This window comes from Bradyrhizobium ferriligni (assembly GCF_056837965.1).
Window position 1 is genome coordinate 1 of record NZ_JBXEJO010000063.1, and the last position, 22,150, is coordinate 22,150.

A 22,150-nucleotide genomic window follows, 5' to 3' on the forward strand; every position below is an offset into this window, starting at 1 on the left:
GGTCGTCGGCAGCGTCAGATGTGTATAAGAGTCAGCAGGCGGATTGATTGCCGGCGCAGTCGTCGGCGGCCTCGCCTCGTCAGCCTACGGCTATCCGGGCTATGCCTATGGTTACGGCTACCCCGGCTACGGCTACGGTTATGGCTATTCGCCAGCCTATTACGGCGGCAGCTATGCCTATGATGACGGCTATTACGCTGCGCCGTATCGTTGGGGCGGCGGCTACACCACGACATATTATAGCGGATACCGGCCGGCCTATTACGGCTACCGCTATCGTCACGTGGTGCGCCCGGCATACGCCTATTATCGCGGCGGCTACCCGCGCTGGCATCATCGCTGGCGTCATTGGTGAGATCGGCCGGACCGACGCGGCGCGGCCAGCCGGGCTGACCGGCGACGGCATGGGTCGACCGGGTTGAGCAGCAGCGCTACCCGGCGACCCGCAGCGCGGTCACCGCGACGCAGGCGTTGCCTAACGGAATCAGAACCACCTGTGCGCCGTTCGGCAGCGCCATCGTCGCGAGATCACCGAGCGCGCCGGTCTGTCCGTTGAGCTTGGCGAGCTCGGCGGCAACCGTCGAGCAATTCTCCGTCCGCGGCGTCACCCGCACCAGATTGCCTTCGCAGGACGATCCGACCGGCGCGGCAAACACGATGCCGGCGGCCTGCTGATTGGCGGCGGGGGTGGCCTGGCTGGGCTGGTTGGGTGCGAGCGCGACCAGCGACTGCACCGAATGCGAATTGCCGGCCTTGGCGTCCCACTGCGACTGCGCGGTGTAGTTGGAGTTCATCGCGAGGCCGCGGCCGAGCGTCCCGAACAGATTGGCGCAGGTCACGATGTTGCCCTGCCGCGCGTGCTCGTCGAACACGGTCGGTTGCTGGCCCGCCTGCTGCGGCGGAACGGACGCCGCGGCCGACGGCAGCGTCGGTGCTTCCTGCGGACGCTGCTTGTGCGGCTGCGGCTTCGCGGCGGCGGCGGGCTTCTTGGCCGGCGCGGGCGTCGCCGGCTGCAGCGGCATCGGCTGCGACTGGGCCGGCTGCATCTGCTGGGCATAGCCCACGACGCCGGCTGCACTGAGCGCCGCCACGACGACCGCCGTGAAAATCAGGATGGGGGTCTTCAATCGCATCGGCGTATTCGTCCTCTCGTCCCGCACCTCGATGCGGCGCTCCGGATTCCGGATCCGCATGCAGCTTGTCGTCTCATTTCAGTTTCGCCAGCACGCCGGATAGTCCGTCCAGCGGCGCTTCCAGCACGACCGGCCCTTGCGGCAGCTGATAGGACACGCGGCACGGCGTCGCCGCTCGGATGTGCCGCCTCAGCACGTTGCCGATCGCGACCGTGGCGAAGCAGAAATTGCCATCGCAGCGATCGGTCTGCGCGACGATGCGGTCCGGACTGTCGCCCATCGCGAGTTCGATCTGCGCGCCGACCCCGGCGGCTGCGGGAATCCGCATCGCCATCAGCGGTTTGCCGTCGGCGGTCGCGATCAGCGACCAGTTGAAGGCGATCGTGCCCTGCGCGTTGACGATCGATTGCGTGACGTTGCAGACGCGGCGCTTCGATTTGAGACTCTCGTCGCAGATCAGGGTCCAGTTCTTGAACGGCTGGATCATCCGCCTGAACTCGCCGAGCGTCTCGCCTTCCGGCACCGCGACGTCCGACGGCTTCACGGCGTAGGCGGATGGCGGCGAGCCCTGCGCGGCGGCGTTCGCCGCCGCCCCGAGCCAGATCGCCAAAGCCAGACACGCCAGCCGCCTTGTCGCCGTCAGGGTCAATTGAGGGTCAGGCTCACGCCGGCACTGACGCCCCAGTCGCTGCCGGCGGTGGTCGCCGCCAAGTTGCTGCGCAGCCGGCTGTTCTCGCTGGTGTAGCCGATGCCGAAGGCAAGCGCGCCCTGGCTGCGCCAGACGCCGCCGCCCGCCGAGGCGCTCACCTTGCCGGGCCGGTCGTCATAGCGCAGCGATGCGGCGGCCATGCCGATCGCGGCCGCCCGCCAGGCGTCCTGCCGCACCTCGCCGATCTGGCCGTTGAGCTGCTGGAAGGCACTGTTGAGCTGGTTGACGTTGACCGCGTCGGTGCCGGCGACGCCCGCCGCCACGTTGCTGATGGTCATCGGCCCGCTACTGCCGCTGTTCAGCGTCACCTTGTTGGTGGTGTTGCCGGAGGCATCGGTGTCGTAGCGGATCGAGCTCGACGCAACCGCCTGGAGCTGGCTGACATTGACCGCGTCGGTCGCTGCCGAGCCAGCGGCAACATTGGTGACGCGGCGTTCGGCGCCGGACGAGCCGACCGACACTTCGCCGGTCGCAACGCCCGCGACGCTCTTGCCGACGACAGGCGTATAGGCCGCGTCGCTCAGATTGGCCGTGGTGGTGGCGTTGGCGCCGAGCGCCAGCGAGTTGGCCGCCGTCGCCTTGGCGCCGGCACCGATCGCGACCGAGTTGTCGGCCGATGCGGCCGAGCCGTTGCCCATCGAGATCGCATTGGCGCCGCTCGCGACCGACTGCGGGCCGATCGCAACGCTCTCCGCGCCGGTCGCGATGGAATCCGCCGCGGTCGAATTGGCGTGGAAATATTTCACGCCGCCACCGCCGGTCGAGATGTTGCTCACCGTGGTGTAGAGAGCGGCAAGCGAGGTGTTGGTGGCCCAGAGCTGCGAGCCGTTGATCGCGTCGGTCGAGGTCTGGGTGATCTGGCCCGCGGCCACGTTGGTGATGGTGCGCTCCGCTCCGGCGCTGCCGACACTGACGGTCGAGGTCGGCGTCGTGCCGGCGAAGTTGTAGGTGGTGCCGCCGATCGAGGTGCTCGATGTCGCGACCACCGCCTGTGTGGTCGAATTGGCACCGAGCGCGACGTCGCCGGCCTGCGCCGTCGCCTTGGCGTTCGGACCGAGCGCGACGCTGGTCGGGTTGGTGGTCTGGGATCCGGCGCCGATCGACACCGACTGGACGCCGCTCGCCTGCGCATTGGTGCCGAACGCGATCGAATCGGCGAAGTTGGACACCGAATTCTGGCCGATCGCGATGCCGCCGGGCGCGGTCTGCGCCACGGTTGCGCCAAAGCCCATGCCGATGCCGTTGTCGCCATTGACCACGGTCGCAGGGCCCACCGCGACCGAATTGTTGCCGACCGCGAGCGAGTCGGCGAGCGTCGAGTTGGCGTGGAAGTATTTCGTCGTCGTGGTCGCGAACGACGTCAGTGCGCCGGTCAGCTGGCGCACGGTGACGGCGTCGCTGTCCTGGGTGCCGTCGGCCACGTTGGTGATCTGCCGATAGCTCGTCGCATTGCCGACCGACACCGCGCCGAGCAGCGCGAGATCGGTGGTGTTGTAGGGGATGATGGTGCCGCCGATGGTGCCGGACGCCGGCGCGAGCGCGCGACTGGAGATCGAGCCTGAGCCGAGCGCAACGCCGCCATCGACCGTCGCCTGGGTGTTGAAGCCGAGCGCGGTGGAATTCGTGGCCGATGCCGACGCCGCGACGCCCGCCGCCATCGAGTTGGTTCCGGTCGCACCGTTATTCGTGTAGTTGGCCTGCTGGGTGCCGCCGTCGTTGACGGCATAGTAGTGCGTCAGGCCGTTGCTGACGACGGTCGAGAGGCTGTCGATCGCCGAGGTGGCGGCGAACAGCTGCGAGCCGTTGATCGCATCGGTCGAGCCGTTGCTGACCCGGCCCGCCGCGACATTGGTGATGGTGCGCTCATTGCCGACCGAGCCGACGCTGACCGTCGAGGTCGGTGTCGTTCCGGCGAAGCTGTAGGTGTTGCCGCCAATGACCATGTTGGCGGTTTGAACCGCCGTGCCGGTCTGGCTGCCCGAGCCGAGCGCGATGTCGTTGGCGTTCGCGGCGTTGGCACCGTTGCCGATCGACACCGAGCCGCTGCCGGTCGCGGTCGACACCGGTCCGATCGCAACCGAATCGGTGCCCACCGCGGAGGAATCCGCCAGCGTCGAATTGGCGTGGAAATACTTGATGCCGCCGCCGGCGTTGATGTTGTTGACGGTGGTGGCGAGGCCGTCGACCGCCTGGTTGGTGGCCCAGAGCTGCGAGCCGTTGATCGCGTCGGTCGAAGAGTTGCTGATGCGGCCCGCCGCAACATTGGTGATGGTGCGCTCGGCGCCGAGCGCGCCGACGCTGACGGTCGAGGTCGCCGTCGTCCCCGCGAAGCTGTAGGTGGTGCCGTTGATCACCGTGTTCGGCGTGTTGACGGCGGCAGCGGTGACGCTGCCGGAGCCGAGCGCGACATCGCCGGAGCTTGCCGCCGCCGTGGCGCCGTTGCCCAGCGCGACGTTGCCGGCAAGGCCGGCGGCGCCCGCGGTGGAGCCATTGCCGAGCGCGACCGAGCCCTGTCCGATCGCCTTGTTGTTGTTGCCGATCGCGACTGCGCCGTTGGCCTGGTTGGCGGCGGTGGCGGTAGCGGTGCCGTCACTGTTGGCGATGTTGTTGGCGCCGCCGGTGAAGGCGCCGGTGCCGCTGGCATAGCTGGGATCGCCGATCGCCACGGCGCCGTTGCCAAAGGCGACGTTGTTCGCGCCGATCGAGACGGCCTGCCCGCCGGAAGCCGTCGCATTGGTGCCCACGGCGACAGCATTGGCGGAACTGGCCGCAGCATTGTTGCCGACGGCGATGGCGCTCGTGGCCGACGCATTGGCGCCGATGCCGAGTGCGGTACTGGCGATTCCGCTGGCGCTGGCGCTGACGCCGGCCGCGAGCGAATTGTCCCCTGTCGCGTGCGCTCCAGACCCGAATGACGAGGAATTTTGGCCGCTGGCAACGGCTGTGTTGCCAACCGCAGTGCTGGCGGCGGCACTCGCATTTGAGGCAGTGCCGATCGCCAGCGAACTTGTGCCGGCGGCACTGGCCCCAACGCCGGTCGCCAGCGAACTGATGCCGGCGGATGCCGCATTGTTGCCGATCGCGATGCCGCCTGTCGCCGCAGTGTTGACGACCGCGCCCGACCCGATCGCGACCGAGCCCCCGGTGCTGAGCGCCTGCGCTTGATTGCCCACAGCCACGGCAAAATCTGCGGCTGCGTTGCTGGAGCTGCCTCCGGCGAATGAGTTGATCCCCGACGCGGTCGCCTGCTTGCCAAGCGCAGTCGCACTGTCCGCCGAGGCAACGGATGCCCAGCCTCCGGCCCAGGAATAGTTGCCGCTCGCCAAGGAGCTGACGCCGACAGCGGTAGCATTGCCTCCGGTGGCATTGGCGAAGGTGCCCAAGGCGCTGGTGCCGGCGCCTGTGGCGATGGCTTGAACGCCGAGCGCGACCGAGTTGACGCCACTCGAGACCGTGCCCTGGCCCAGCGCCATCGCGCCGCCAGTGCCCGTTGCCTTGGCATTCAGGCCGAGGGCCACGGAGTACTGCGCTGACGCAACGGATGAACGCCCGACCGCGATGGCGTCGACCTGAGATGCTGTCACGTCCGTGCCGATGCCGATGGCACTCGTAGCAAGCGCACCGGTTCCCGCGGCCGTGCGCGAGCCGAGATAGAGCGAATTTAGCTGTGAAGCGATCGACTGAAAACCGATCGCGATGGCGTTCTGGGCGCCTGCGCTGGTGCCGGTGCCCTGGGCAACGGCATCCAAGCCGGCCGCGTTTGCTCCACTTCCGATCGCGATGGCGCGCAGGCCGCTGGCTGACGAATTGGTATCGATCGCTACGGAATCGGTGCCGGTCGCACTTCCACCACCGAGTTGCACGCTTCCCGCGCTCGCGGCCGAGGCGGTCAGCACCGCGACGGCTAACGCGAGTGCCGTCGCGACGGCCGACCCGCCGATTCCCAGTGACCCGAGGCTTAAGCGATCCCGCTTCACGCCAAGGACACGGTGCGCCTGACGCAGCACGGCCAGCAGCCGTCGCCGCAGCGAAGTGCTGCCCGCATCGCCCGATGCGACCCAGCTCCGGACGAAGCCGGCGCGCCCTCGACGCTTCAGCGATTTTGTTGAGTTGTGTGCGACAGCCATGGTGCGCCCCTTTCGCGACATCTGGTCCAGACGCCGGAGGCGACGCGCCATGGACCGGGCCGCCGCGCGGGCCCGCCGGCCGCACGCGCGAAAAAATAACGATGATCGTGCACACGATCATCGTCCCGTCCTGGCCAACGATGTGTCGAATTCAACGAGCGCATCTTGCCACCCAGCGCTCGCTCGACTGCCCCATCAATGTGCCCCGAGTCGTCATGTTGCAAAATGATAGACACAATTTTGCCAGCGTCACTCAGCAGGCCGTCCAAATAACACGCAGATCGTCTCACAAGTTGAAGGATTCGCTCGATGCACCATGAGTTGTTTTCATACATCTCAACCGGTAGTTGATCGGCGGCGCATGCGTTCGCGCATCTCGCGCGGGCTGACGCCGAATTCGCGGCGGAACGCGCGGGTGAAATCGGACGCCAGCTTGAAGCCGTGGCGATACGCGATCTCCTGCACCTGCCTCTCGGCGGACGAGACAAGTTCTGCATGTGCCGCGCGTAGCCGCTTGCGCAGGATGTAGCCGGCAACGCCGCCGACGCTCTCGAATGCACGGTAGAGGGCAGAACGCGAGATCCGCAATTGCTGCGCAATGCGGTCCGGCGTCAGGTCGAAGTCGGCGAGATGCGACTCTATATAAAGACGCGCACGCTCGAACAGCACCGACTCGATCGCGCCGCGCGCCTGCTCCAGCCGATCCGAGGAGAGCTGGATGCACGCGGCGATCATCTGCGCGGTCGCCCGCCCCGCCTGCCTCAACTCGTCCGCGGACATGAGGATGATACGCGTTTCAAGCCGGTCGAGATAATCGGCCAGCAATTCGATCAGGTTGCCTTCGAGTAGAATATTGCAGACACCGTCGAGCCGATCGGCCACATCGGCGAACGACTGGCGCGGCAAGCCCAGCACCAGGCCGTCATAGTCCGTGATGCTGCCGCGGAAATCCTCGTCGAGCGAGATCAGGAACATGGCGCCCGGCCCGGCGTGAATCCGCCGCTCTGCGGTCTCGAAGCGGGCTTCGCCGGAGCGCACCCGGTACAGCCACCAGATATCGACCGGCGTGCCATGCGACGGTTTGATGACACGGGCGAATGATTGCGCGGCGAATCGCCCCGACGTGAAGACGACATCGGCCATGTTGCAGGTCAGGTACTCCACCAGGAACCCGTGCGCAGGGTTATGACCTTCCGGTGGCGCAACGTCGACCAGCGAAGCCATCCGCGTCTTCCAAACTTCGAACTGCTCCGAGGGCGGATAGTGTCGTGTCGAGAACAGCCGCGGCGGCGCGGGGGTTATATCCCTGATGTTCCGCGGCTCGCGCGGCAGGGGAACGTGTTCCAGAAGCTGCGCTGCGTGTGCCGGCGTCTTGTCGTCTGGTTGCATGTACTTTCGTGCCCCGTTGGCGCGAACGACGAACGTTGGCTCAACGGAAGCGCATTCCCAAGGTTGCGTCGCCGGCCGCTCACAGACCGGCGAATTTCGGGGAGACAAGGAAGAGGCATTTCGGGATTCGGACATCGACGGCTTACGCCGGCCGCTCCCGATAGGGTTGACGCAGGTTCCTCTGGCAGTCGTGCTCGCACATGGCGTTCATCATTGTCGCGTCATTGCCGTGTCCGGCTCGGATGCTCCGTCACGAGCAGGCTTGACTGATCTAGAGAACAATCTGCGCGAGAACCAGAGGGGCGGCAACGCGCGGCGTGCAGAAATCCAAGATTGCATTCATGCGATGCGATCGGGCAACGCATCATCGCAGAGTCTTCAGAAAATTTTCTCGATCTCCGCGCCTGGACGAAACGCATGTCGCCGCAAAGGCGCGACTTAAGCACGGTAGATGACATATCGAGAATCCCGCGCATGATCGCATTGCGAACGCTCTTGCCCAATCATGCGGCAATCCACCGCGTGCGACGTGAATGCAATCCGTACGAATCGAACACGCGCGATACGTACATGCGCGCGCACGCTGCGGCATTCACATGTGAGCGTCGAGATGACGAAAGTCACAAGTGCCCGTCGAATTTTTCTGCGAGCACAGCGCGCTGAGCAAAGCGATTGCGTCGCAGGCGGCTCGCGCCGTCCCGCAAGATCATGCCGAGCGCAACGCGAGAGAAAGCCTTGCCGCTGTCTCTCAAGCCTGCACGCGCGCGGACTTCCTGTAATCAGCGGTTTCGGCGCGCAGCAGATCGCAGAATTGAAGTGCGAGACGGCTTCGCGGCCGCTGCGAAGGAAGCAGCAACATGGTGGCGATCTCCAGCCGTGGCACGAACGGCTTGAGTACGATTCTGGAGCTTGCAAAATCCCGGGCCACGATCGGGTCGACGATCGAGAAACCCAGTCCCTGCGCAACCAGGGCACAACGCTGCATGCTGTACTGGATCTCCGCGACCGTCTTGATCTCGATCTTGGCCTCATCGAGGATGCGCTCAAAGCGGGATCGATGCGGTGCGCTCGGGGAAGCTGCGATCATGGGCTCTCCCCGCAGATCTTGCGCTGCGATCGATCGCTTCGAGCGCAACCGGTGCTGGCGGGGCAGGACGCAGACCGCCTCCGTTGTCATGAGGAGCTCGTCGTCGACCGCGGCAAACCCCGCCTGCGGCCGCGCCAGTCCGACGTCGCATTGTCCCGAGGCCACCAGACTCCAGACGCGCTCGGGGCTGTGGACAGCCACGGATACGACGATGTCGGGATTCTTCCGCAGGAAGCTGCTGACGATCTGCGGCATCAACGAATAGGTGAACGCCGGAAGACATGCGATCCTGAGCGTCCCGCTGCCGCGCTCGCGAATGCCACGCGCGGCGCGCGCCAGATACTCGAGGCCGGCCTGGTTTCTCTCGACCTCGCGCAGGAATATCTCGCCTTCCGGCGTCAGCGTGACGCCGCCTCGCCCGCGTTCGAACAACGCAAAACCGATCTCGCGCTCGAGACGTGCGATCGCGCGGCTGATGAAAGGCTGCCCCACCCGAAGGCTCAAGGCGGCCTTTGTGATTCCGTTGTGGCGCACGACCTCTCGAAACAGGTCGATATGTCTTGGATTCAGGGGCATGACCAATTTGCATATGAACTGGCGTTCGGGTCATTTGACGGCATGCTGATCGGGTGCGTCAATAGGGCATGTACCCGTCGAGCAACCATGCGAGCCTCGCCACCGACCGCATCCTGTTGACCAGGATCACCGGCCCGCAGTCATCGCGCGCGCAGCAGCTTCGCGACGCAGCCATGCTGCGGCGGCTCGATCGCGGCACATCTGACCGCCCGAACACCGCGCGCCTGCCGGCGGCACGGGACCAGGTCGACACCGCAGCCGCGTTCGCAATCGAGGCCGCGGGATCGGGAGACCTGCTCGGCGTTTCCGGGTTCGGCGCGATCGACCGGCACGAAAAGCGGGCTACGTTCGCCCCCATCTGGAGCATCGGACGGCTGGACGAGGCCGTGCTCGTCAGTCACGTTGCACATCTCATGACGCGGTATGCGTTCGAGGTGCTCGACGTCGAGCGGACCGAGCTGCATCTGGACTGGCGCCTGAGGCACATGCTTGATCTCTACGCCGCCCTCGGCTTCCGCTGCGAAGGAAGGCTTCGCGCATATTTCGCGGCCGATGAAGGTCCGTCCGCCGATGCTGCGGTCCTGAGCATGGTTCGCTCCGAATGGCCCTCCGTTGTGCGTCGACAGCGCGGGGTTCTCGCCGGCGAAACGTGGCGCTACCGGCTTCCGTCCGACCGCCCTCCATAGCGGGGGCCAAGCTCGGACAAAAACGATGTCAGCGAATGCGGGCGTATGACTCGCCGGCAGTGCAACACACTCAGTGTCGTCCCTGCGAAAGCAGGGACCCATAGCCACCGAAGGTGATTGTTGCGCGATGACTGAACGACGAATCCCTTCAACAGCATCCGCTGCGGAGTATGGGTCCCTGCTTTCGCAGGGACGACGCCTGGAGGGAGCCGCGGCCCCTGGTTCAAACACTGCTGTCTCTGGAATACCCGCCTGCGCGGATGACATCGCGCTGTTTGACAGGTTGAAGCAGAAACCACGACTTCGTCGTTGTGACGCGTGGCCTGCCGGGCCGAAGTTCGCGGCCACAAGCCCGCCTCCGCCGGTCGGGCTTCGGCGCGGCATCCTTCTCTCGCTGCGCGAGCGAAGGATGGTGGGTGCGACAGGGATCGAACCTGTGACCCCTACCATGTCAAGGTAGTGCTCTCCCGCTGAGCTACGCACCCAAAGCGTATTTGGATCGGGTCCCTATAACGGACGGCGGCGGGGCAGGCAAGGATACAAAGTGAAGGTTTTTTGGCGAATCAGGCCGCCAGCAACTTGTTCACTTCGCTAACCAATTCCCTGAGGTGCACGGGCTTGGCCAGCACCTTGGCGTTTTTCGGCGCCTCCGAATCGGAATTCAGGGCCACCGCGGCAAAGCCGGTGATGAACATGATCTTGATATCGGGATCGAGTTCCGAGGCACGGCGCGCCAGCTCGATGCCGTCCATCTCGGGCATCACGATGTCGGTGAGCAGCATTTCGAACGGCTCCTCGCGCAGCCGCTGGTAGGCCGACATGCCGTTGTCGTGCGGCGAGACCTTGAAACCCGCGTTTTCGAGCGCCTTGACCAGGAAGCGGCGCATATCGGTGTCGTCTTCGGCGAGAAGTATTTTCGGCATGGCAGGAATCGTCGAATCCGGCTTGAGGAGCAGTCCGAACAGTTAGCCCGACAGACGGTAAATTTCGGGTGAAATTTGCGTCAAGCCAGCGGCAAATGCGCGCCACCCATTTGTGGACTGAACCGGACATCGAATCAACCGGGGGCCGCATTTGCTGCTTTTAAGACGCGTTCCAGCTGAAACCACACTCTTTTCACTTGGCAGAATGATCGCGATTACCGACAATGTCTGCCCATAAATCTCCGCTTTTCCGGCAGACTCAGTTGTTGCGGGGCGAGGCGGACGCAAGGGACGGCGCCAAGGGAATGACCGAATTTGCTGGCGAGTTGTCGCCCCCGTTCGAGATCGTTGAGCCGCAGGCCTGGCGCGCGCCCATCATCTTCAATTCCCCGCATTCGGGCTCGGTCTACCCGGCCGAATTCCTCGAGGCGTCGCGAATCGATGTGGTGTCGCTGCGCCGCTCCGAAGACTCGTTCATGGACGAGCTGATCGCGGGCCTCAGCGATCGCGGCTTTCCGATCGTGCGGGTCAACTTCCCGCGCTCCTATGTCGATGTGAACCGCGAGCCCTACGAGCTCGACCCGCGGATGTTCACCGGGCGGCTGCCAAGCTTCGCCAATACGCGCTCGATGCGGGTGGCCGGCGGCCTCGGCACCATCCCGCGCGTGGTCGGCGACGGCCAGGAGATCTATCGCGAGCGGCTCGATGTCGACGATGCACTGCGCCGGATCGAGGTGCTCTACAAGCCCTATCACCGCGCGCTGCGCCGGCTGATCAACAAGGCGCACCAGGCGTTCGGCGCGGTGATCGTGGTCGACTGCCACTCGATGCCGTCGGTCGGCGTGTCGCGTGACGAGCCGCGCCGGCCCGACGTCGTGATCGGCGACCGCTACGGCACCAGCTGCGCGCCGCTCTTGCCCGACCTCGTCGAGGAGATCATGAGTTCGCTCGGCTATTCGATCGGCCGCAACAAGCCCTATGCCGGCGGCTTCATCACCGAGCATTACGGCAACCCGGCGAGCGGCCTGCACACCGTGCAGATCGAGCTCAACCGCGCGGTCTATATGGATGAGCGGCGGCGCGAGCGCGGGCCGCGCTTCGCGCAGGTGGCCGCCGACTTCGCCGCCCTGGCGGATGCGCTCGCGAAAATCCCGTTCGGCGATCTCGGCCCGTTCCAGGCGGCTGCGGAGTAATCAATCCTTCGTCGGGCACTGCGATCCCGACGAAGTCATGAACCAGGAATTCAAGTTGGCGGCGCGATAAAGCGCCGAACTGGATTCTCAGTTCACTTGCGGAAACGACGGCCCAAGAAAAAAGGGCCGCTTGAATGAACAAGCGGCCCAAGTCTAGGGAGGAAACGCCCAAGGAGGGCAGCGATAGCGCAAGGCGCTACCGCACCGCAACAATATGCGACCGCGCTGCACAAAACGCAAGAACTTTCGAAACATTTCTTGGGTAATGTTGGAAAGTCTGGCGAAACTGCAACAGGCCGGCAGGAGCGGCTTTCCGTATGTAGGATCAATACCTTACAAGAGAAGCCCCGATCGGTCGGCGCTCCGCGCATAGCTTGTATACCAGAATTCGCAACTTCGTGATCGGGGCCGAGACCCGGTGCGCTTTCGAATCCGAAGCCAAATCGAAAGTCCGGAACCGCGTCGTCGGGCTGGATAACACTCCGTTAATCGTGCGCGCCGCGCCGGATTGAGCTAGGCAAGAACGCATCCGATTTCTACCGCGTCGTTTGCGCAGTTCAGGGACATGCCGTGACGGTCATCGACTTTACCGCCTTCATCGGCCGCCTCGCGACCGCATCCGGCGAAACCATCCTGCCCTTCTTCCGCACCTCGCTCTCGGTCGACAACAAGAGTTCGAACGATTTCGATCCGGTCACCGAGGCCGACCGGGCGGCGGAAGCCGTGATGCGGCGGCTGATCAAGTCGAACTTCCCCCAGCACGGCATCGTCGGCGAGGAGTTCGGCAATGAGCGCGAGGACGCCGACTATGTCTGGGTGCTCGATCCGATCGACGGCACGAAATCCTTCATCGCCGGCTTTCCGATCTGGGGCACACTGATCGCGCTGCTGCACAAAGGTACGCCGGTATTCGGCATGATGCACCAGCCCTATATCGGCGAGCGCTTCTCCGGCGACAATGGCTCGGCGCATTACTCCGGCCCGTCGGGCGAACGGCGGCTCTCGGTGCGGCGCTGCGCCTCGCTGAAGGAGGCAACCGTCTTCACCACGAGCCCGCTGCTGATGAATCCGGATGACCGCGCCCGCTTCGGCCGCATCGAGAACGCGGCGCGCCTGTCGCGCTATGGCGGCGACTGCTACTCCTATTGCATGCTCGCGGCCGGCCATCTCGACCTCGTGGTCGAGACCGAGCTGAAGCCTTACGACATTGCCGGCCTGATCCCGATCGTCACCGGCGCCGGCGGCATCGTCACCACCTGGGACGGCAAGCCGGCGCAAAGCGGCGGCCGCATCATCGCGGCCGGCGACCCGCGCGTGCACGAAGCGGCGATGAAGCTGCTGAACGCCTGAGTTCCTGGCCTGATTCTTGAGTTGCCGGGCGCCTGATCTACGCCCATCCTGACCGCAACCAGAAAAGTCAGGGATGGGCGACATGACGATGTGCGGCAGGCTGTTGGCGGCCCTTCTCCTGCTTCTCGCGCCCGTCACCGCTTCGGCCCAGGATTTCCCGACCAAGCCGCTCCGGCTGATCGTGCCGTTCCCGCCCGGCGGGCCGAACGACATCATCGCACGGGTGATCGGGCAGAAGCTCTCGGAGCTCGCAAGGCAACCCGTCATCGTCGACAACCGCGCCGGCCAGGGCGGCGTGCTCGGCACCGACGTAGTCGCGAAGGCCGCGCCCGACGGCTACACGGTCGCGATCGCGAGCGCGGGCGCGCTGGCGATCAGCCCGAGCATGGAGAAGGTCGCCTACGACACGCTGAAGGACCTCGCGCCGGTGACGCTGGTCGCGACGGTGCCGGAGATGCTGGTGGTCGCCGCCAACGTGCCGGCGAAGAACATGAACGAACTGGTCGCGCTCGCCAAGGCGCAGCCGGGCAAGCTCAACTTCGCCTCCTCCGGCCCCGGCAGCCTGCCGCATCTCGCCTGCGAATTGTTCAAGCTGACGGCCAAGGTCGACATCGTGCACGTGCCCCATCGCGGCGCCGCGCCGGCGGTGAACGACGTGCCGACCACCGCGGAAGCCGGCATGCCCGACCTGATTATCGAGAACTGGTACGGCATGGTCGCGCCGGGCGGAACGCCGCAGGCGATCGTCGCCAGGCTGAACCAGCTCGCCACTGCGGCGATGGCCGATCCGATCGTCAAGCAAAAGCTCGCCGAGCAAGGGCTGACGCTGGCCGGCGACACGCCGGAGCATTTCCGCGACTTCATCGCTGCCGACATCAGGAAATGGGCGAAGGTGATTCAGGACGCCGGCGTGGTGACGACGAAATGAGCCAGCCGTCAGCGCTGCGCTTCGGCGCGCAGATAGTCCACGAGCTGCTTGGCTGCCCGCGGCAGCGCCTTGAAGCTGCGCGCGCAGATCGTCAGGCGGCGGTTGGCCCAGGCGTCGCGGATCCTTATCGTCGTGATCGGCATCGACGCCGCGCAGCGGCGCGCCGCGGTCTCCGGGATCACGGCGATGCCGACATCGGCGGCGACCATCTGGCAGATCGCATCGAAGCCGCGCAGGCGGGCGCGGAAGCGCAGCCGCGCACCGAGCTTTGCGGCGTGCCGCGAGATATGAACCTGCAGCGCGGACGTTGCCGTGAGCCCGACGAAATCGCGGCCGACCACCTCCTGGAAGTCGATCTGGCGGCGGCCGCCAAGATCGCTGCGCCGCGACGCCACCAGCATCAGGCGGTCCTCGCTGAACAGGAAGCGCTCGACGCTGTCGGGCAGCGCGTGTTCCGCCGCGAAGCCGAGATCGGCGGCACCGCTGGCGATCGCGGTCGCGATATCGGTGCTCTCGCGCTCCTCGACGTCGACGCTGATGTCGGGATGCTCGTGCAGGAAGGCCGCGAGCGCGCGCGGCAGATGCTCCGACAGGCCCGAGGTGTTGGCGAGCAGCAGCACGTTGGCGCGCACGCCGCTGGCATAGGCGGCGAGATCGCTTTGCAGCGCCTCGACATTGTGGATCACGATGCGGGCGTGGCCGAGCAGGCTCTCGCCCGCCGCAGTCAGTTCGACGCCGCGGCGGCCGCGCTTGAGCAGTGCGACGCCGAGCGCCTCCTCGAGGCCCTTGATCCGCTCGCTGGCCGAAGCCAGCGCAAGGTTCGCGCGCGCCGCGCCCTGCGTGATGCTGCGCGCATCGGAAACCGCGATGAACAATTGCAAGTCGGTCAGGTCGAACCGCATGACGTTTCCCGCCCCATACCTTCGGACTACCCGAAGGCTAACTCCGTAACCTCCAGATTGTGCCGTTCGCATCGATCGGTCAATGTGCCGCCATGGTCGACCATCTCCTGATCTTCATCGCCTTCGCCTTCCTGCTCGCCGGCTTCGTCAAGGGTACGCTCGGCCTCGGCCTGCCGACGGTCGCGATGGGGCTGCTCGCAACCACGATGGCGCCGGGCCAGGCGATTGCGATCGTGATCGTGCCGGCGATCGTCACCAATATCTGGCAGACCTTCGTCGGTCCCTATCTGCGCGACATCCTCAAGCGGCTGTGGCCGCTGATGCTCGGCACCGCGGCGGGGATCTGGATCAATGCCGGGCTGCTGACCGGGCCATACGCGGCCTACGGCACCGTCGTGCTGGGCGTGCTGCTGGTGATCTACGCGATCGTCGGCCTGAGCAGGTTCAGCTTCAAGGTCGCGCGGCGCGACGAGAAATGGATCGGCGGCATCGTCGGCGTCATCACCGGGCTGATCTCGGCGGCGACCGGCGTTCAGGTCATCCCCTCGATGCCGTTCATGCAGGCGATCGGCATGGAGAAGGACGAACTGGTGCAGGCGCTCGGCGTGTTCTTCACCACCGCGACCGTGGCGCTCGCGTTCAACCTCACGGCATCGGGCCTGCTGACGGCGGCCACCGCGCTGCCCGGCGCGGTCGCGATGGCGGCGTCGTTCACCGGCATGTTCATCGGCCAGGCGGTTCGCACACGGATGCAGCCTGAGGTGTTCCGCCGCTGGTTCCTGATCTCGATGATCCTGCTCGGCATCTATCTCGCCGGCAGCGCGCTGCTCAAGATCCACGGCTAGAGCGGCACAGCCAGAGCGCCAAGGCGCGCGCTAGCGCGCCTCCAGCGTCGCGACGCGGACGCCGAGATAAATGAAGAGCGCGCCGAGCGAGCGGTTGATCCAGGCGATCACGCCGGCCGATTGCCTGATGCGGCCGGCAGCCCGCGCCGCGAAGGCCGCAAGACCAAGGCACCACAGCGTGCCGCCGGTGATGAAGATCAGCCCGAGCACCAGGAAGGCGAGCGTCTTGTGCGGCGAATCGGCCGCCACGAATTGCGGCAGGAAAGCCAGGAAGAACAGCGCCACCTTGGGGTTGAGGATATTGGTCAGCGCCCCCTGCCAGAACACACGCGAGATCGAGGTCTCGCCGCCCTGCCCCGTGATGTCAGCGATTGGCTTGGCGCGCGCCAGCAGCATCTGCAGTCCGGTCAGCACCAGATAGGCCGCGCCGACCAGCTTGACGGCCAGGAACGCGGTCGACGACGCCATCAGCAGCGCCGACAGGCCGATCGCCGCACCCAGCACATGGACCAGGCAACCGCAGCTGATTCCGATCGCCGCAGCGGCTCCGCCGCGCCATCCGAGCTGAATCGTGCGCCCGATGATATAGGCGGTATCCGGCCCCGGTGTGACGTTGAGCAGCAGCCCGGACAGGACGAACAGCCAAAGCTCGTGAATTCCCAGCATGTCAGCGACGTTAACCTATGCAAGTAACCGGCCGGAAAGGATGATCCGCCGGCCGGCGCCATCCCAGCGACACACGAATTCAGTAGAGAAACGACCGTACCATCCGTTGGTCGCGTGCCAATTCCTGCTACTTGCATTATAGGTGCCTGCAAACCGGGCTTCCGCCGGACCCGGCCTGTCTTGTAAGTATCGGATTCGGTCACCTCGGCTAAGTGGCCATTCCAGGGCACAGGAGACATGGAAAGACGGCTCGCTGCCATTCTTTGCGCTGACATCGCCGGCTATTCCCGCATGATGGGTGCCGACGAGGCGGGGACGCATGCCTCGTTCAAGGCGCACCGCAGCGCGATCTACCCGATCATCCTCAACCATGGCGGCCGAATCGTCAAAAACACCGGCGACGGCTTCCTGCTGGAATTTCCGAGCATCATCGGCGCGATCGAGGCCGCCGTCGCGATGCAGACCCTGATGGCCGAGCGCAATGAACATCTGCCGGCCGACCGCGCCATGCACTTCCGGATGGGCGTCCACATGGGCGACGTCATGGCCGACGAGGACGAGGTGTTCGGCGACGACGTCAACATCGCGGTCCGTCTCGAGACAGTCGCAACGCCGGGCGGCATCGCGGTGTCGGACAAGGCCCGCACCGAAGCGGGACGGCGGCTTGCCGTCACCCTCGTCGACGCCGGCCCGCACCGCTTCAAGAACATCGCCGAGCCGGTCAATGTCTGGACCTGGGCGCCGGCCGGGTCCGATGCCCAGGAGCAGGTTCCGGACGACGGCCCGCATCTGCCGGGGCAATACCGGACCGCAATCGTCGGCGTGCTGCCGTTCGACAATCTCAGCGGCGGCGCCGACGAATATTTCTCGGACGGCCTGACCGAGGACCTGATCCACGCGCTGTCGCTGCAGTCCTTCTATCGCGTGCTGAGCCGCAACTCGACCTTCGCCTACAAGGGCAAGAACGTCTCGACGCGGCTGATCGCGCGCGAGATCGACGCAACCTATCTGATCCAGGGTTCGGTACGGCGCGCCGGCAACAAGATCCGCGTCTCCGCCGAACTGATCGCGCCCGAGAAGGGCGAGCAGCTGTGGACCGGCCGCTACGACCGCGACATGGGCGACCTGTTCGCGATGCAGGACGAGATCACCGCGAATCTCTCCGCCGCCGTCGCGCAGGAGATCTATCGCGCCGAGGCCTCGGCACCGGCGCGCTCGCCGAACGCCGAGCTGACGGCGTGGGATCGCTTCCTGAAGGGTCTGTCGCACTACTATCAGCAGACCAAGGACGATTGCGAGACCGCGATCGCGCTGTTCAAGGAGGCGATCGAGCTCGACCCCGCGCTGTCGATCGCGCGCGCCTATCTCGCGCTGATCCAGATCCAGAGCATCCAGTTCGGCTGGATTCCGAGCACGCGCGAATTGTGGGCCTCGTCGGTCAGCCTGGCCGAGAGCAGCGTGCGGCTCGACCCGCGCTCCTCGTTCGCGTTTTCGCTGCTGGCCTACCTGCACGCGATGCAGGGCCACTACGAAGCCGCGATGGACGCCATCAAGCGGGCGATCGAGCTCAACCCCTACGACATGGGCGCGCGCGGCGTGCTGGGAATCTGCCACATGGTGATCGGCGACCATCGCAAGGCGGTCGATCTGTTCTCGACGGCGGTCCAGCGCGGCAACAGCGACCCGCGCTACCAATGGGCGGCGCTGAACGCGTTCAGCCATTATCTGCTCGGGCAATATGACGCGTCGCTGTCGTGGTCGCGCGAGGGGCTGTATCTGAACCCGAACCATCTGCAGTGCCTTGCGGTGCGCACCGCAGCGCTCGCCCAACTCGGCCGCGCCGACGAGGCCGCGCAGGCAGCCGAGGCCCTGCTCGCCAACCATCCGGAGCTGACGGTCGAACGTCACTTGCGCAATTTCCACTGGAAGAACCCGGCCGACATCGCGCATTATCGCGACGGCCTCTTGAAAGCCGGCCTTCCGTTCGGCAAACTCGCTCTGGTTGCGTCCACATCGAAATTCGCCGTCGACTCCTGAGCGAATTCATCCACCGGTAATGGATGCTTTTTAAGCTGACGCTTTTCAGGATGTGGTTTGATGTCCGATACGGCTGCAAGCACGGCGCCCGCCCCGCAGATTTCCCCTGACAATCCCTGCCCGTTCCTGCGGGCGCTCGTCGCCGGCAACTATGTCGGCGGCCATATCGTGCCGCTGCCCGAACTGACCGGCACCATCGGACGCGCAACCGGCAAGACCGGGTTCGAGGGGTTCACCGCACGGGCGAAGATCTTCATGGTGGCGCAGATCGCCAACGGCCTCGGTCCTTTCAGCCAGCTGCGCAGCCTGTTCCAGGGCGCCATTCTCGACGCGTTGCGCAACGGCCCACTCGACAAGCACGGCGCCGGCTCGCGCATCCTCGACCAGCACGCGGTGGTCCATGAGGACGAGATCGCGCGGCTCGCGACCTTCGGCAAGGATTACAAGGCCCCCGACGGCAGCGTCGAACGCGGGCTGTCGGCCGCCGAGATCAAGACTTTCATGACGGCGAACTTCCGGCGCGCCAAGGACGAGCATCCGCCGTCTTACGGCATCGTGCACTGCTACTATCCGCTCCTGATGCTCGGCGAGTGGCCGGTGCTGCTCGACATCATGGGCAAGGGCGAAGGCAAGGACCGCTATCTCAGCGTCGCCGAGGTCAGGACGCTGTTCGTGGACAAGCGCTTTCCCGATCGGATCGTCGCGCTGCTACAGCGCTAGATTGTTGTTTGACGCGTTTTCTTCACGCGAACCAGTGTCCACTTCGCGCGGAAACGCCATGCCTCACTTGAACAGCGGCGTGCCGGGCACGAACGCGTCGAACGCCGCCCAGAATTGACCGCGGTAGCGGTCCTGCTCCTGCAGGATTTCGTGCTTGGAGCCGGCGATCACGAGATGCGAGCCGGCGCGCAAGTGATAGGCGAACTCCTCGATCGCGGCCGTCGACACCACCTCGTCATTGCTCGCAGCCAGCATCAGGATCGGCTGGCGGATTTCGGACGGATACGACATGCCGCGGAAGGTGCGCATCGCGGTGAACGCGGTGTCGGCCCAGGCGATCGTCGGCGCCGCGATGCCGAGCGTCGGATCTTCTTCCAGGATCGCCGCGTTGCGGGCGTGGCGCACCGGATCGCTGGTCACGGGATTGCCGATGAAGGGCGCGAGGCCGACCAGTTCGTCGCCGCCGCCGGGAACGTAGCGGCCGCCCTGCCCGGCCAGCCGCATGATCCGAAGCAGCGCGCTCGGGAAGAACGACACGCGGCGGCGCGGCAGGTCGATCATCGGCGCCGACAGCACCATGCGATCGAACCAGCGCTTGCCGGCATGCGCGAGGCGCAGCATCACCGCACCGCCCATCGAATGCGCCAACGCGAAATAGGGCGGCGGGCAATCCGGCAGCACCACCTGCTGCACGAAGGTCTCGACGTCGACCTCGTAGTCGGCGAAGTCGCGCACATAGCCCTTGCGGGGATCGCGCAGCCGCCGCGACGAGTGGCCCTGCCCGCGCCAGTCGATCATCGCCACCGCAAAGCCGCGGTCGCGCAGATCGCGCACGGTCTCGAAATATTTTTCGATCATCTCGCCGCGCCCGCCGAACACGCAGACCGTGCCCTTGCGGCCGGGCGGCGGCGCCCAGCGTGCAAAGCGCAACTCGGCGCCGTCTGGTGTCTTGATGGTGCCACTGACAACGTCGTCCGGAACCGGGTTGGCGGGAATCGAGACGAGCGTCATGAAGGGGACCGGAGTGGTGAGACAGGGTGGAGATCAAGGACGCCGGCGCCGAAAAATGCGACGCGGTTTCCGCCTCTTGAACGCGACGTGACCCCTCCCATATCACCTCCGTGCAGGCCGCTACCAGTGTTTCGGAACCGAAACATCAGGCTGCACACATCTAAGCCCGGCCCGATGGCGGGCGGGTAACTGAAACAGTCGCTCAATGGAGGACTATTCCTATGCGTAGCTACGACCTGACTCCGTTTTATCGTTCCACCGTCGGCTTCGACCGCCTCTTCAACCTGCTCGATCAGGTGACCTCGGACGGCAGCCCCGGCTATCCCCCCTACAACATCGAGCGCACCGGCGAGAATGCTTACCGGATCAGCGTCGCGGTCTCCGGCTTCTCGCAGGCCGAGCTTTCGATCGTCGCGAAGGAGAACACGCTGACGATCAAGGGCGAGAAGAGCGCCAACGAGAACTCCGGCAACGGCTCCGAAGTGCTCTATCGCGGCATCGCCTCCCGCGCCTTCGAGCGCGTCTTCCAGCTTGCCGACTTCGTGCAGGTGAAGAACGCCTCGCTCGAGAACGGTCTGCTCCACGTCGATCTCGTCCGCGAGATTCCCGAGGCCAAGAAGCCGCGCAGCATTCCGATCGGCGGCGGCGAGAAGGCCCCGCAGGTCGTTGACGGCTCGGCCGGCAAGGTCGCCGCCTAAGCAACAAACCCCGCGTCAGCAGATATTGGCTGATCGCGAAAACGCCCCGGGAAACCGGGGCGTTTTTTGTTGCCGGTAACCGCTACTCCAATCCCTGCACCTTGGGCATTGCCTGGGTCGGCAGGATCGCGGGCGCAGGCGCCGGCGGCGGAGCCCCCTGACCGACGGTCGGAGCCTCGGCTTGCTGGACGGCTTGCGGCACAGCCTGGGCCTCGGCCGGCTTTGGGGCTGCGGCCTGCTCAGCCGGCGCGGGTGCGGCTGCCTGGGCAGGCTGCGGCGTGGCCGCCTGCGGGACGGCGGCCTGAGCCGCCGGGGCGGGAGCCTGGGCTGCCGCCGCCGGAACCTGGGCAGCCGGGGCTGGAGCCTGGGCCTTGGCTGAGAGCGGGCTCCGTTTGGGCACCGGCACGCGGCTGGCGACATGCGGGATCGGGAGTGGCGGGCGCGGCACCCGGGCCTGGATTGGCCGCGGCATCGGCCCGGCGGGACCGTCGGTCGCGCTCATTTCCTCTTCGTAATTGTCCCCGAGCCGAGAGGCCGGCGTGAAGCGGATGATGTGGCCGTCGCGGGCATCGATCACCAGCCGGCCGTCGTCGCCGCCCTGGTCGATCACCGAGATCGTGTAGACGAACCCGCGCTGCCGGGGCGCGCCAAGCGGCAGATAGCCGTTCTCGCGCAGCACGGTGTAGACCTCGACTGGCGGCAACAGGCTCGGCACACGGCCGTAGCGCGGCGGCGGCGGAACCTCGGGCATGGCGGCATAGGGCCCGTCCATGTCGGATACCCTGACCAGAAGCGGGCTGCCGATCCGGGCGGGCGTCGCCAGCTGGGCCTCGGCCGCGGCTGCGCTGAGCGCGAGGGCCGCGGCAGCAACCGAACCTGTGAACAACTTCATCGCCGTAACTCCTGTCTGCCCGCCCTTGGGAGCGTTCCCGCTCTCTTGCCGGCTTGCCCCGGGGCAAAATTTCAGTTTCAAATTCGGCGGTCCTTGGTCGCTCCTTGGGCCAGATCACGGCGTGTTTGCTTCGAATCAGGGGCGGCGGCGCGGCCCGCCGAGCCGTTCGATCCGAGCATGCGGGCGAGGACTTCCTCGCGCTTGTGTGATAGACAAAAATTTGGCAAGGTCGTGGTTAGGACAGCAAAGCTGTCTCAATTTCGCGGCCATCCCGGCAT

The 22,150-nt window shown here is 65.8% G+C and carries 19 protein-coding genes and 1 tRNA gene; 9 read left to right on the forward strand and 11 right to left on the reverse strand.

The genetic code is table 11. The annotated features are described in order from the left end of the window. Positions 1-43 precede the first annotated feature (43 nt). The gene (locus AC1VNY_RS30870) at positions 44-355 is read left to right on the forward strand and encodes a hypothetical protein (RefSeq protein WP_482407989.1); all 312 of its coding nucleotides are present in this window, start codon (positions 44-46) and stop codon (positions 353-355) included. A gap of 76 nt (positions 356-431) precedes the next feature. On the opposite strand, the gene AC1VNY_RS30875 is transcribed toward AC1VNY_RS30870, so the two are convergent. The 5 genes from AC1VNY_RS30875 to AC1VNY_RS30895 form a co-directional block, all read right to left on the reverse strand. Continuing rightward, on the reverse strand, positions 432-1,193 hold the full coding sequence (locus AC1VNY_RS30875; RefSeq protein WP_482407990.1) for a hypothetical protein: 762 nt from the start codon (positions 1,191-1,193) through the stop codon (positions 432-434). Positions 1,194-1,206: 13 nt separating this feature from the next. After that, positions 1,207-1,782: an invasion associated locus B family protein gene (locus tag AC1VNY_RS30880; protein WP_482407991.1), complete on the reverse strand. Its 576-nt coding sequence runs from the start codon at positions 1,780-1,782 to the stop codon at positions 1,207-1,209. Continuing rightward, the gene (locus AC1VNY_RS30885; protein WP_482407992.1) at positions 1,779-5,969 is read right to left on the reverse strand and encodes a beta strand repeat-containing protein; all 4,191 of its coding nucleotides are present in this window, start codon (positions 5,967-5,969) and stop codon (positions 1,779-1,781) included. Before AC1VNY_RS30885 ends, AC1VNY_RS30880 begins: the two co-directional genes overlap by 4 nt. A gap of 336 nt (positions 5,970-6,305) precedes the next feature. Further along, positions 6,306-7,193 carry a helix-turn-helix domain-containing protein gene (locus tag AC1VNY_RS30890; RefSeq protein WP_482407993.1) on the reverse strand — a complete coding sequence of 296 codons (888 nt, stop codon included), beginning with the start codon at positions 7,191-7,193 and terminating at the stop codon, positions 6,306-6,308. A 913-nt stretch (positions 7,194-8,106) separates the two neighbouring features. Beyond that, a complete protein-coding gene (locus tag AC1VNY_RS30895) occupies positions 8,107-9,021 on the reverse strand; it encodes a LysR substrate-binding domain-containing protein (protein ID WP_482407994.1) in 915 nt (304 codons plus the stop codon). A gap of 116 nt (positions 9,022-9,137) precedes the next feature. Between AC1VNY_RS30895 and AC1VNY_RS30900 the strand changes: the two genes are divergently transcribed. After that, entirely contained in the window at positions 9,138-9,707 is a 570-nt protein-coding gene (locus AC1VNY_RS30900; RefSeq protein ID WP_482407995.1) for a GNAT family N-acetyltransferase, read from the forward strand. A gap of 410 nt (positions 9,708-10,117) precedes the next feature. Here AC1VNY_RS30900 and AC1VNY_RS30905 read toward each other — a convergent pair. Both AC1VNY_RS30905 and cpdR read right to left on the reverse strand, forming a co-directional pair. Then, a tRNA-Val gene (locus AC1VNY_RS30905) sits at positions 10,118-10,192 on the reverse strand. Positions 10,193-10,270: 78 nt separating this feature from the next. Further along, positions 10,271-10,630: a cell cycle two-component system response regulator CpdR gene (gene cpdR / locus AC1VNY_RS30910; protein WP_016843340.1), complete on the reverse strand. Its 360-nt coding sequence runs from the start codon at positions 10,628-10,630 to the stop codon at positions 10,271-10,273. A 305-nt stretch (positions 10,631-10,935) separates the two neighbouring features. On the opposite strand from cpdR, the gene AC1VNY_RS30915 reads away from it, so the two are divergent. The 3 genes from AC1VNY_RS30915 (at position 10,936) to AC1VNY_RS30925 (ending at position 14,101) form a co-directional block, all read left to right on the forward strand. Beyond that, entirely contained in the window at positions 10,936-11,823 is an 888-nt protein-coding gene (locus AC1VNY_RS30915) for an N-formylglutamate amidohydrolase (protein WP_482407996.1), read from the forward strand. A 570-nt stretch (positions 11,824-12,393) separates the two neighbouring features. Further along, positions 12,394-13,173 (forward strand): histidinol-phosphatase, encoded by a 780-nt coding sequence (gene hisN / locus AC1VNY_RS30920; RefSeq protein ID WP_482407997.1) that lies wholly within the window; start codon positions 12,394-12,396, stop codon positions 13,171-13,173. An 82-nt stretch (positions 13,174-13,255) separates the two neighbouring features. Further along, entirely contained in the window at positions 13,256-14,101 is an 846-nt protein-coding gene (locus AC1VNY_RS30925; protein WP_482408023.1) for a tripartite tricarboxylate transporter substrate-binding protein, read from the forward strand. An 8-nt stretch (positions 14,102-14,109) separates the two neighbouring features. On the opposite strand, the gene AC1VNY_RS30930 is transcribed toward AC1VNY_RS30925, so the two are convergent. After that, complete coding sequence (locus AC1VNY_RS30930) at positions 14,110-15,003, reverse strand: LysR family transcriptional regulator (RefSeq protein WP_018269712.1); 894 nt, start codon at positions 15,001-15,003, stop codon at positions 14,110-14,112. Between the two features lie 92 nt (positions 15,004-15,095). Between AC1VNY_RS30930 and AC1VNY_RS30935 the strand changes: the two genes are divergently transcribed. After that, positions 15,096-15,848, forward strand: a complete 753-nt coding sequence (locus AC1VNY_RS30935) for a sulfite exporter TauE/SafE family protein (protein ID WP_482407998.1) — start codon at positions 15,096-15,098, stop codon at positions 15,846-15,848. A gap of 30 nt (positions 15,849-15,878) precedes the next feature. Here the strand turns inward: AC1VNY_RS30935 and AC1VNY_RS30940 are convergent, their stop codons facing one another. After that, the gene (locus AC1VNY_RS30940; RefSeq protein WP_482407999.1) at positions 15,879-16,514 is read right to left on the reverse strand and encodes a LysE family translocator; all 636 of its coding nucleotides are present in this window, start codon (positions 16,512-16,514) and stop codon (positions 15,879-15,881) included. A 237-nt stretch (positions 16,515-16,751) separates the two neighbouring features. Here AC1VNY_RS30940 and AC1VNY_RS30945 point away from each other — a divergent pair, with 237 nt between their 5' ends. Both AC1VNY_RS30945 and AC1VNY_RS30950 read left to right on the forward strand, forming a co-directional pair. Then, positions 16,752-18,551 carry an adenylate/guanylate cyclase domain-containing protein gene (locus AC1VNY_RS30945; protein ID WP_057016253.1) on the forward strand — a complete coding sequence of 600 codons (1,800 nt, stop codon included), beginning with the start codon at positions 16,752-16,754 and terminating at the stop codon, positions 18,549-18,551. Positions 18,552-18,611: 60 nt separating this feature from the next. Continuing rightward, on the forward strand, positions 18,612-19,271 hold the full coding sequence (locus AC1VNY_RS30950) for a hypothetical protein (RefSeq protein WP_482408000.1): 660 nt from the start codon (positions 18,612-18,614) through the stop codon (positions 19,269-19,271). 63 nt (positions 19,272-19,334) lie between these two features. On the opposite strand, the gene AC1VNY_RS30955 is transcribed toward AC1VNY_RS30950, so the two are convergent. Beyond that, positions 19,335-20,282 carry an alpha/beta fold hydrolase gene (locus AC1VNY_RS30955; RefSeq protein ID WP_038384346.1) on the reverse strand — a complete coding sequence of 316 codons (948 nt, stop codon included), beginning with the start codon at positions 20,280-20,282 and terminating at the stop codon, positions 19,335-19,337. A gap of 221 nt (positions 20,283-20,503) precedes the next feature. Here AC1VNY_RS30955 and AC1VNY_RS30960 point away from each other — a divergent pair, with 221 nt between their 5' ends. Further along, a complete protein-coding gene (locus tag AC1VNY_RS30960) occupies positions 20,504-20,980 on the forward strand; it encodes an Hsp20 family protein (protein WP_038384347.1) in 477 nt (158 codons plus the stop codon). A gap of 82 nt (positions 20,981-21,062) precedes the next feature. On the opposite strand, the gene AC1VNY_RS30965 is transcribed toward AC1VNY_RS30960, so the two are convergent. Further along, positions 21,063-21,872, reverse strand: coding sequence for a hypothetical protein (locus AC1VNY_RS30965; RefSeq protein ID WP_482408001.1), 810 nt, complete (start codon positions 21,870-21,872; stop codon positions 21,063-21,065). Between the last annotated feature and the right edge of the window lie 278 nt (positions 21,873-22,150).

Bases quoted from the DNA above. Each gene is read 5' to 3' on its own strand.
- AC1VNY_RS30875 (WP_482407990.1), bottom strand. From the start codon at position 1,193: ATGCGGATCCGGAATCCGGAGCGCCGCATCGAGGTGCGGGACGAGAGG.
- AC1VNY_RS30885 (WP_482407992.1), bottom strand. From the start codon at position 5,969: ATGGCTGTCGCACACAACTCAACAAAATCGCTGAAGCGTCGAGGGCGC.
- AC1VNY_RS30890 (WP_482407993.1), bottom strand. From the start codon at position 7,193: ATGGCTTCGCTGGTCGACGTTGCGCCACCGGAAGGTCATAACCCTGCG.
- AC1VNY_RS30895 (WP_482407994.1), bottom strand. From the start codon at position 9,021: ATGCCCCTGAATCCAAGACATATCGACCTGTTTCGAGAGGTCGTGCGC.
- cpdR (WP_016843340.1), bottom strand. From the start codon at position 10,630: ATGCCGAAAATACTTCTCGCCGAAGACGACACCGATATGCGCCGCTTC.
- AC1VNY_RS30915 (WP_482407996.1), top strand. From the start codon at position 10,936: ATGACCGAATTTGCTGGCGAGTTGTCGCCCCCGTTCGAGATCGTTGAG.
- AC1VNY_RS30925 (WP_482408023.1), top strand. From the start codon at position 13,256: ATGACGATGTGCGGCAGGCTGTTGGCGGCCCTTCTCCTGCTTCTCGCG.
- AC1VNY_RS30930 (WP_018269712.1), bottom strand. From the start codon at position 15,003: ATGCGGTTCGACCTGACCGACTTGCAATTGTTCATCGCGGTTTCCGAT.
- AC1VNY_RS30935 (WP_482407998.1), top strand. From the start codon at position 15,096: ATGGTCGACCATCTCCTGATCTTCATCGCCTTCGCCTTCCTGCTCGCC.
- AC1VNY_RS30940 (WP_482407999.1), bottom strand. From the start codon at position 16,514: ATGCTGGGAATTCACGAGCTTTGGCTGTTCGTCCTGTCCGGGCTGCTG.
- AC1VNY_RS30945 (WP_057016253.1), top strand. From the start codon at position 16,752: ATGGAAAGACGGCTCGCTGCCATTCTTTGCGCTGACATCGCCGGCTAT.
- AC1VNY_RS30950 (WP_482408000.1), top strand. From the start codon at position 18,612: ATGTCCGATACGGCTGCAAGCACGGCGCCCGCCCCGCAGATTTCCCCT.
- AC1VNY_RS30955 (WP_038384346.1), bottom strand. From the start codon at position 20,282: ATGACGCTCGTCTCGATTCCCGCCAACCCGGTTCCGGACGACGTTGTC.
- AC1VNY_RS30960 (WP_038384347.1), top strand. From the start codon at position 20,504: ATGCGTAGCTACGACCTGACTCCGTTTTATCGTTCCACCGTCGGCTTC.
- AC1VNY_RS30965 (WP_482408001.1), bottom strand. From the start codon at position 21,872: ATGAAGTTGTTCACAGGTTCGGTTGCTGCCGCGGCCCTCGCGCTCAGC.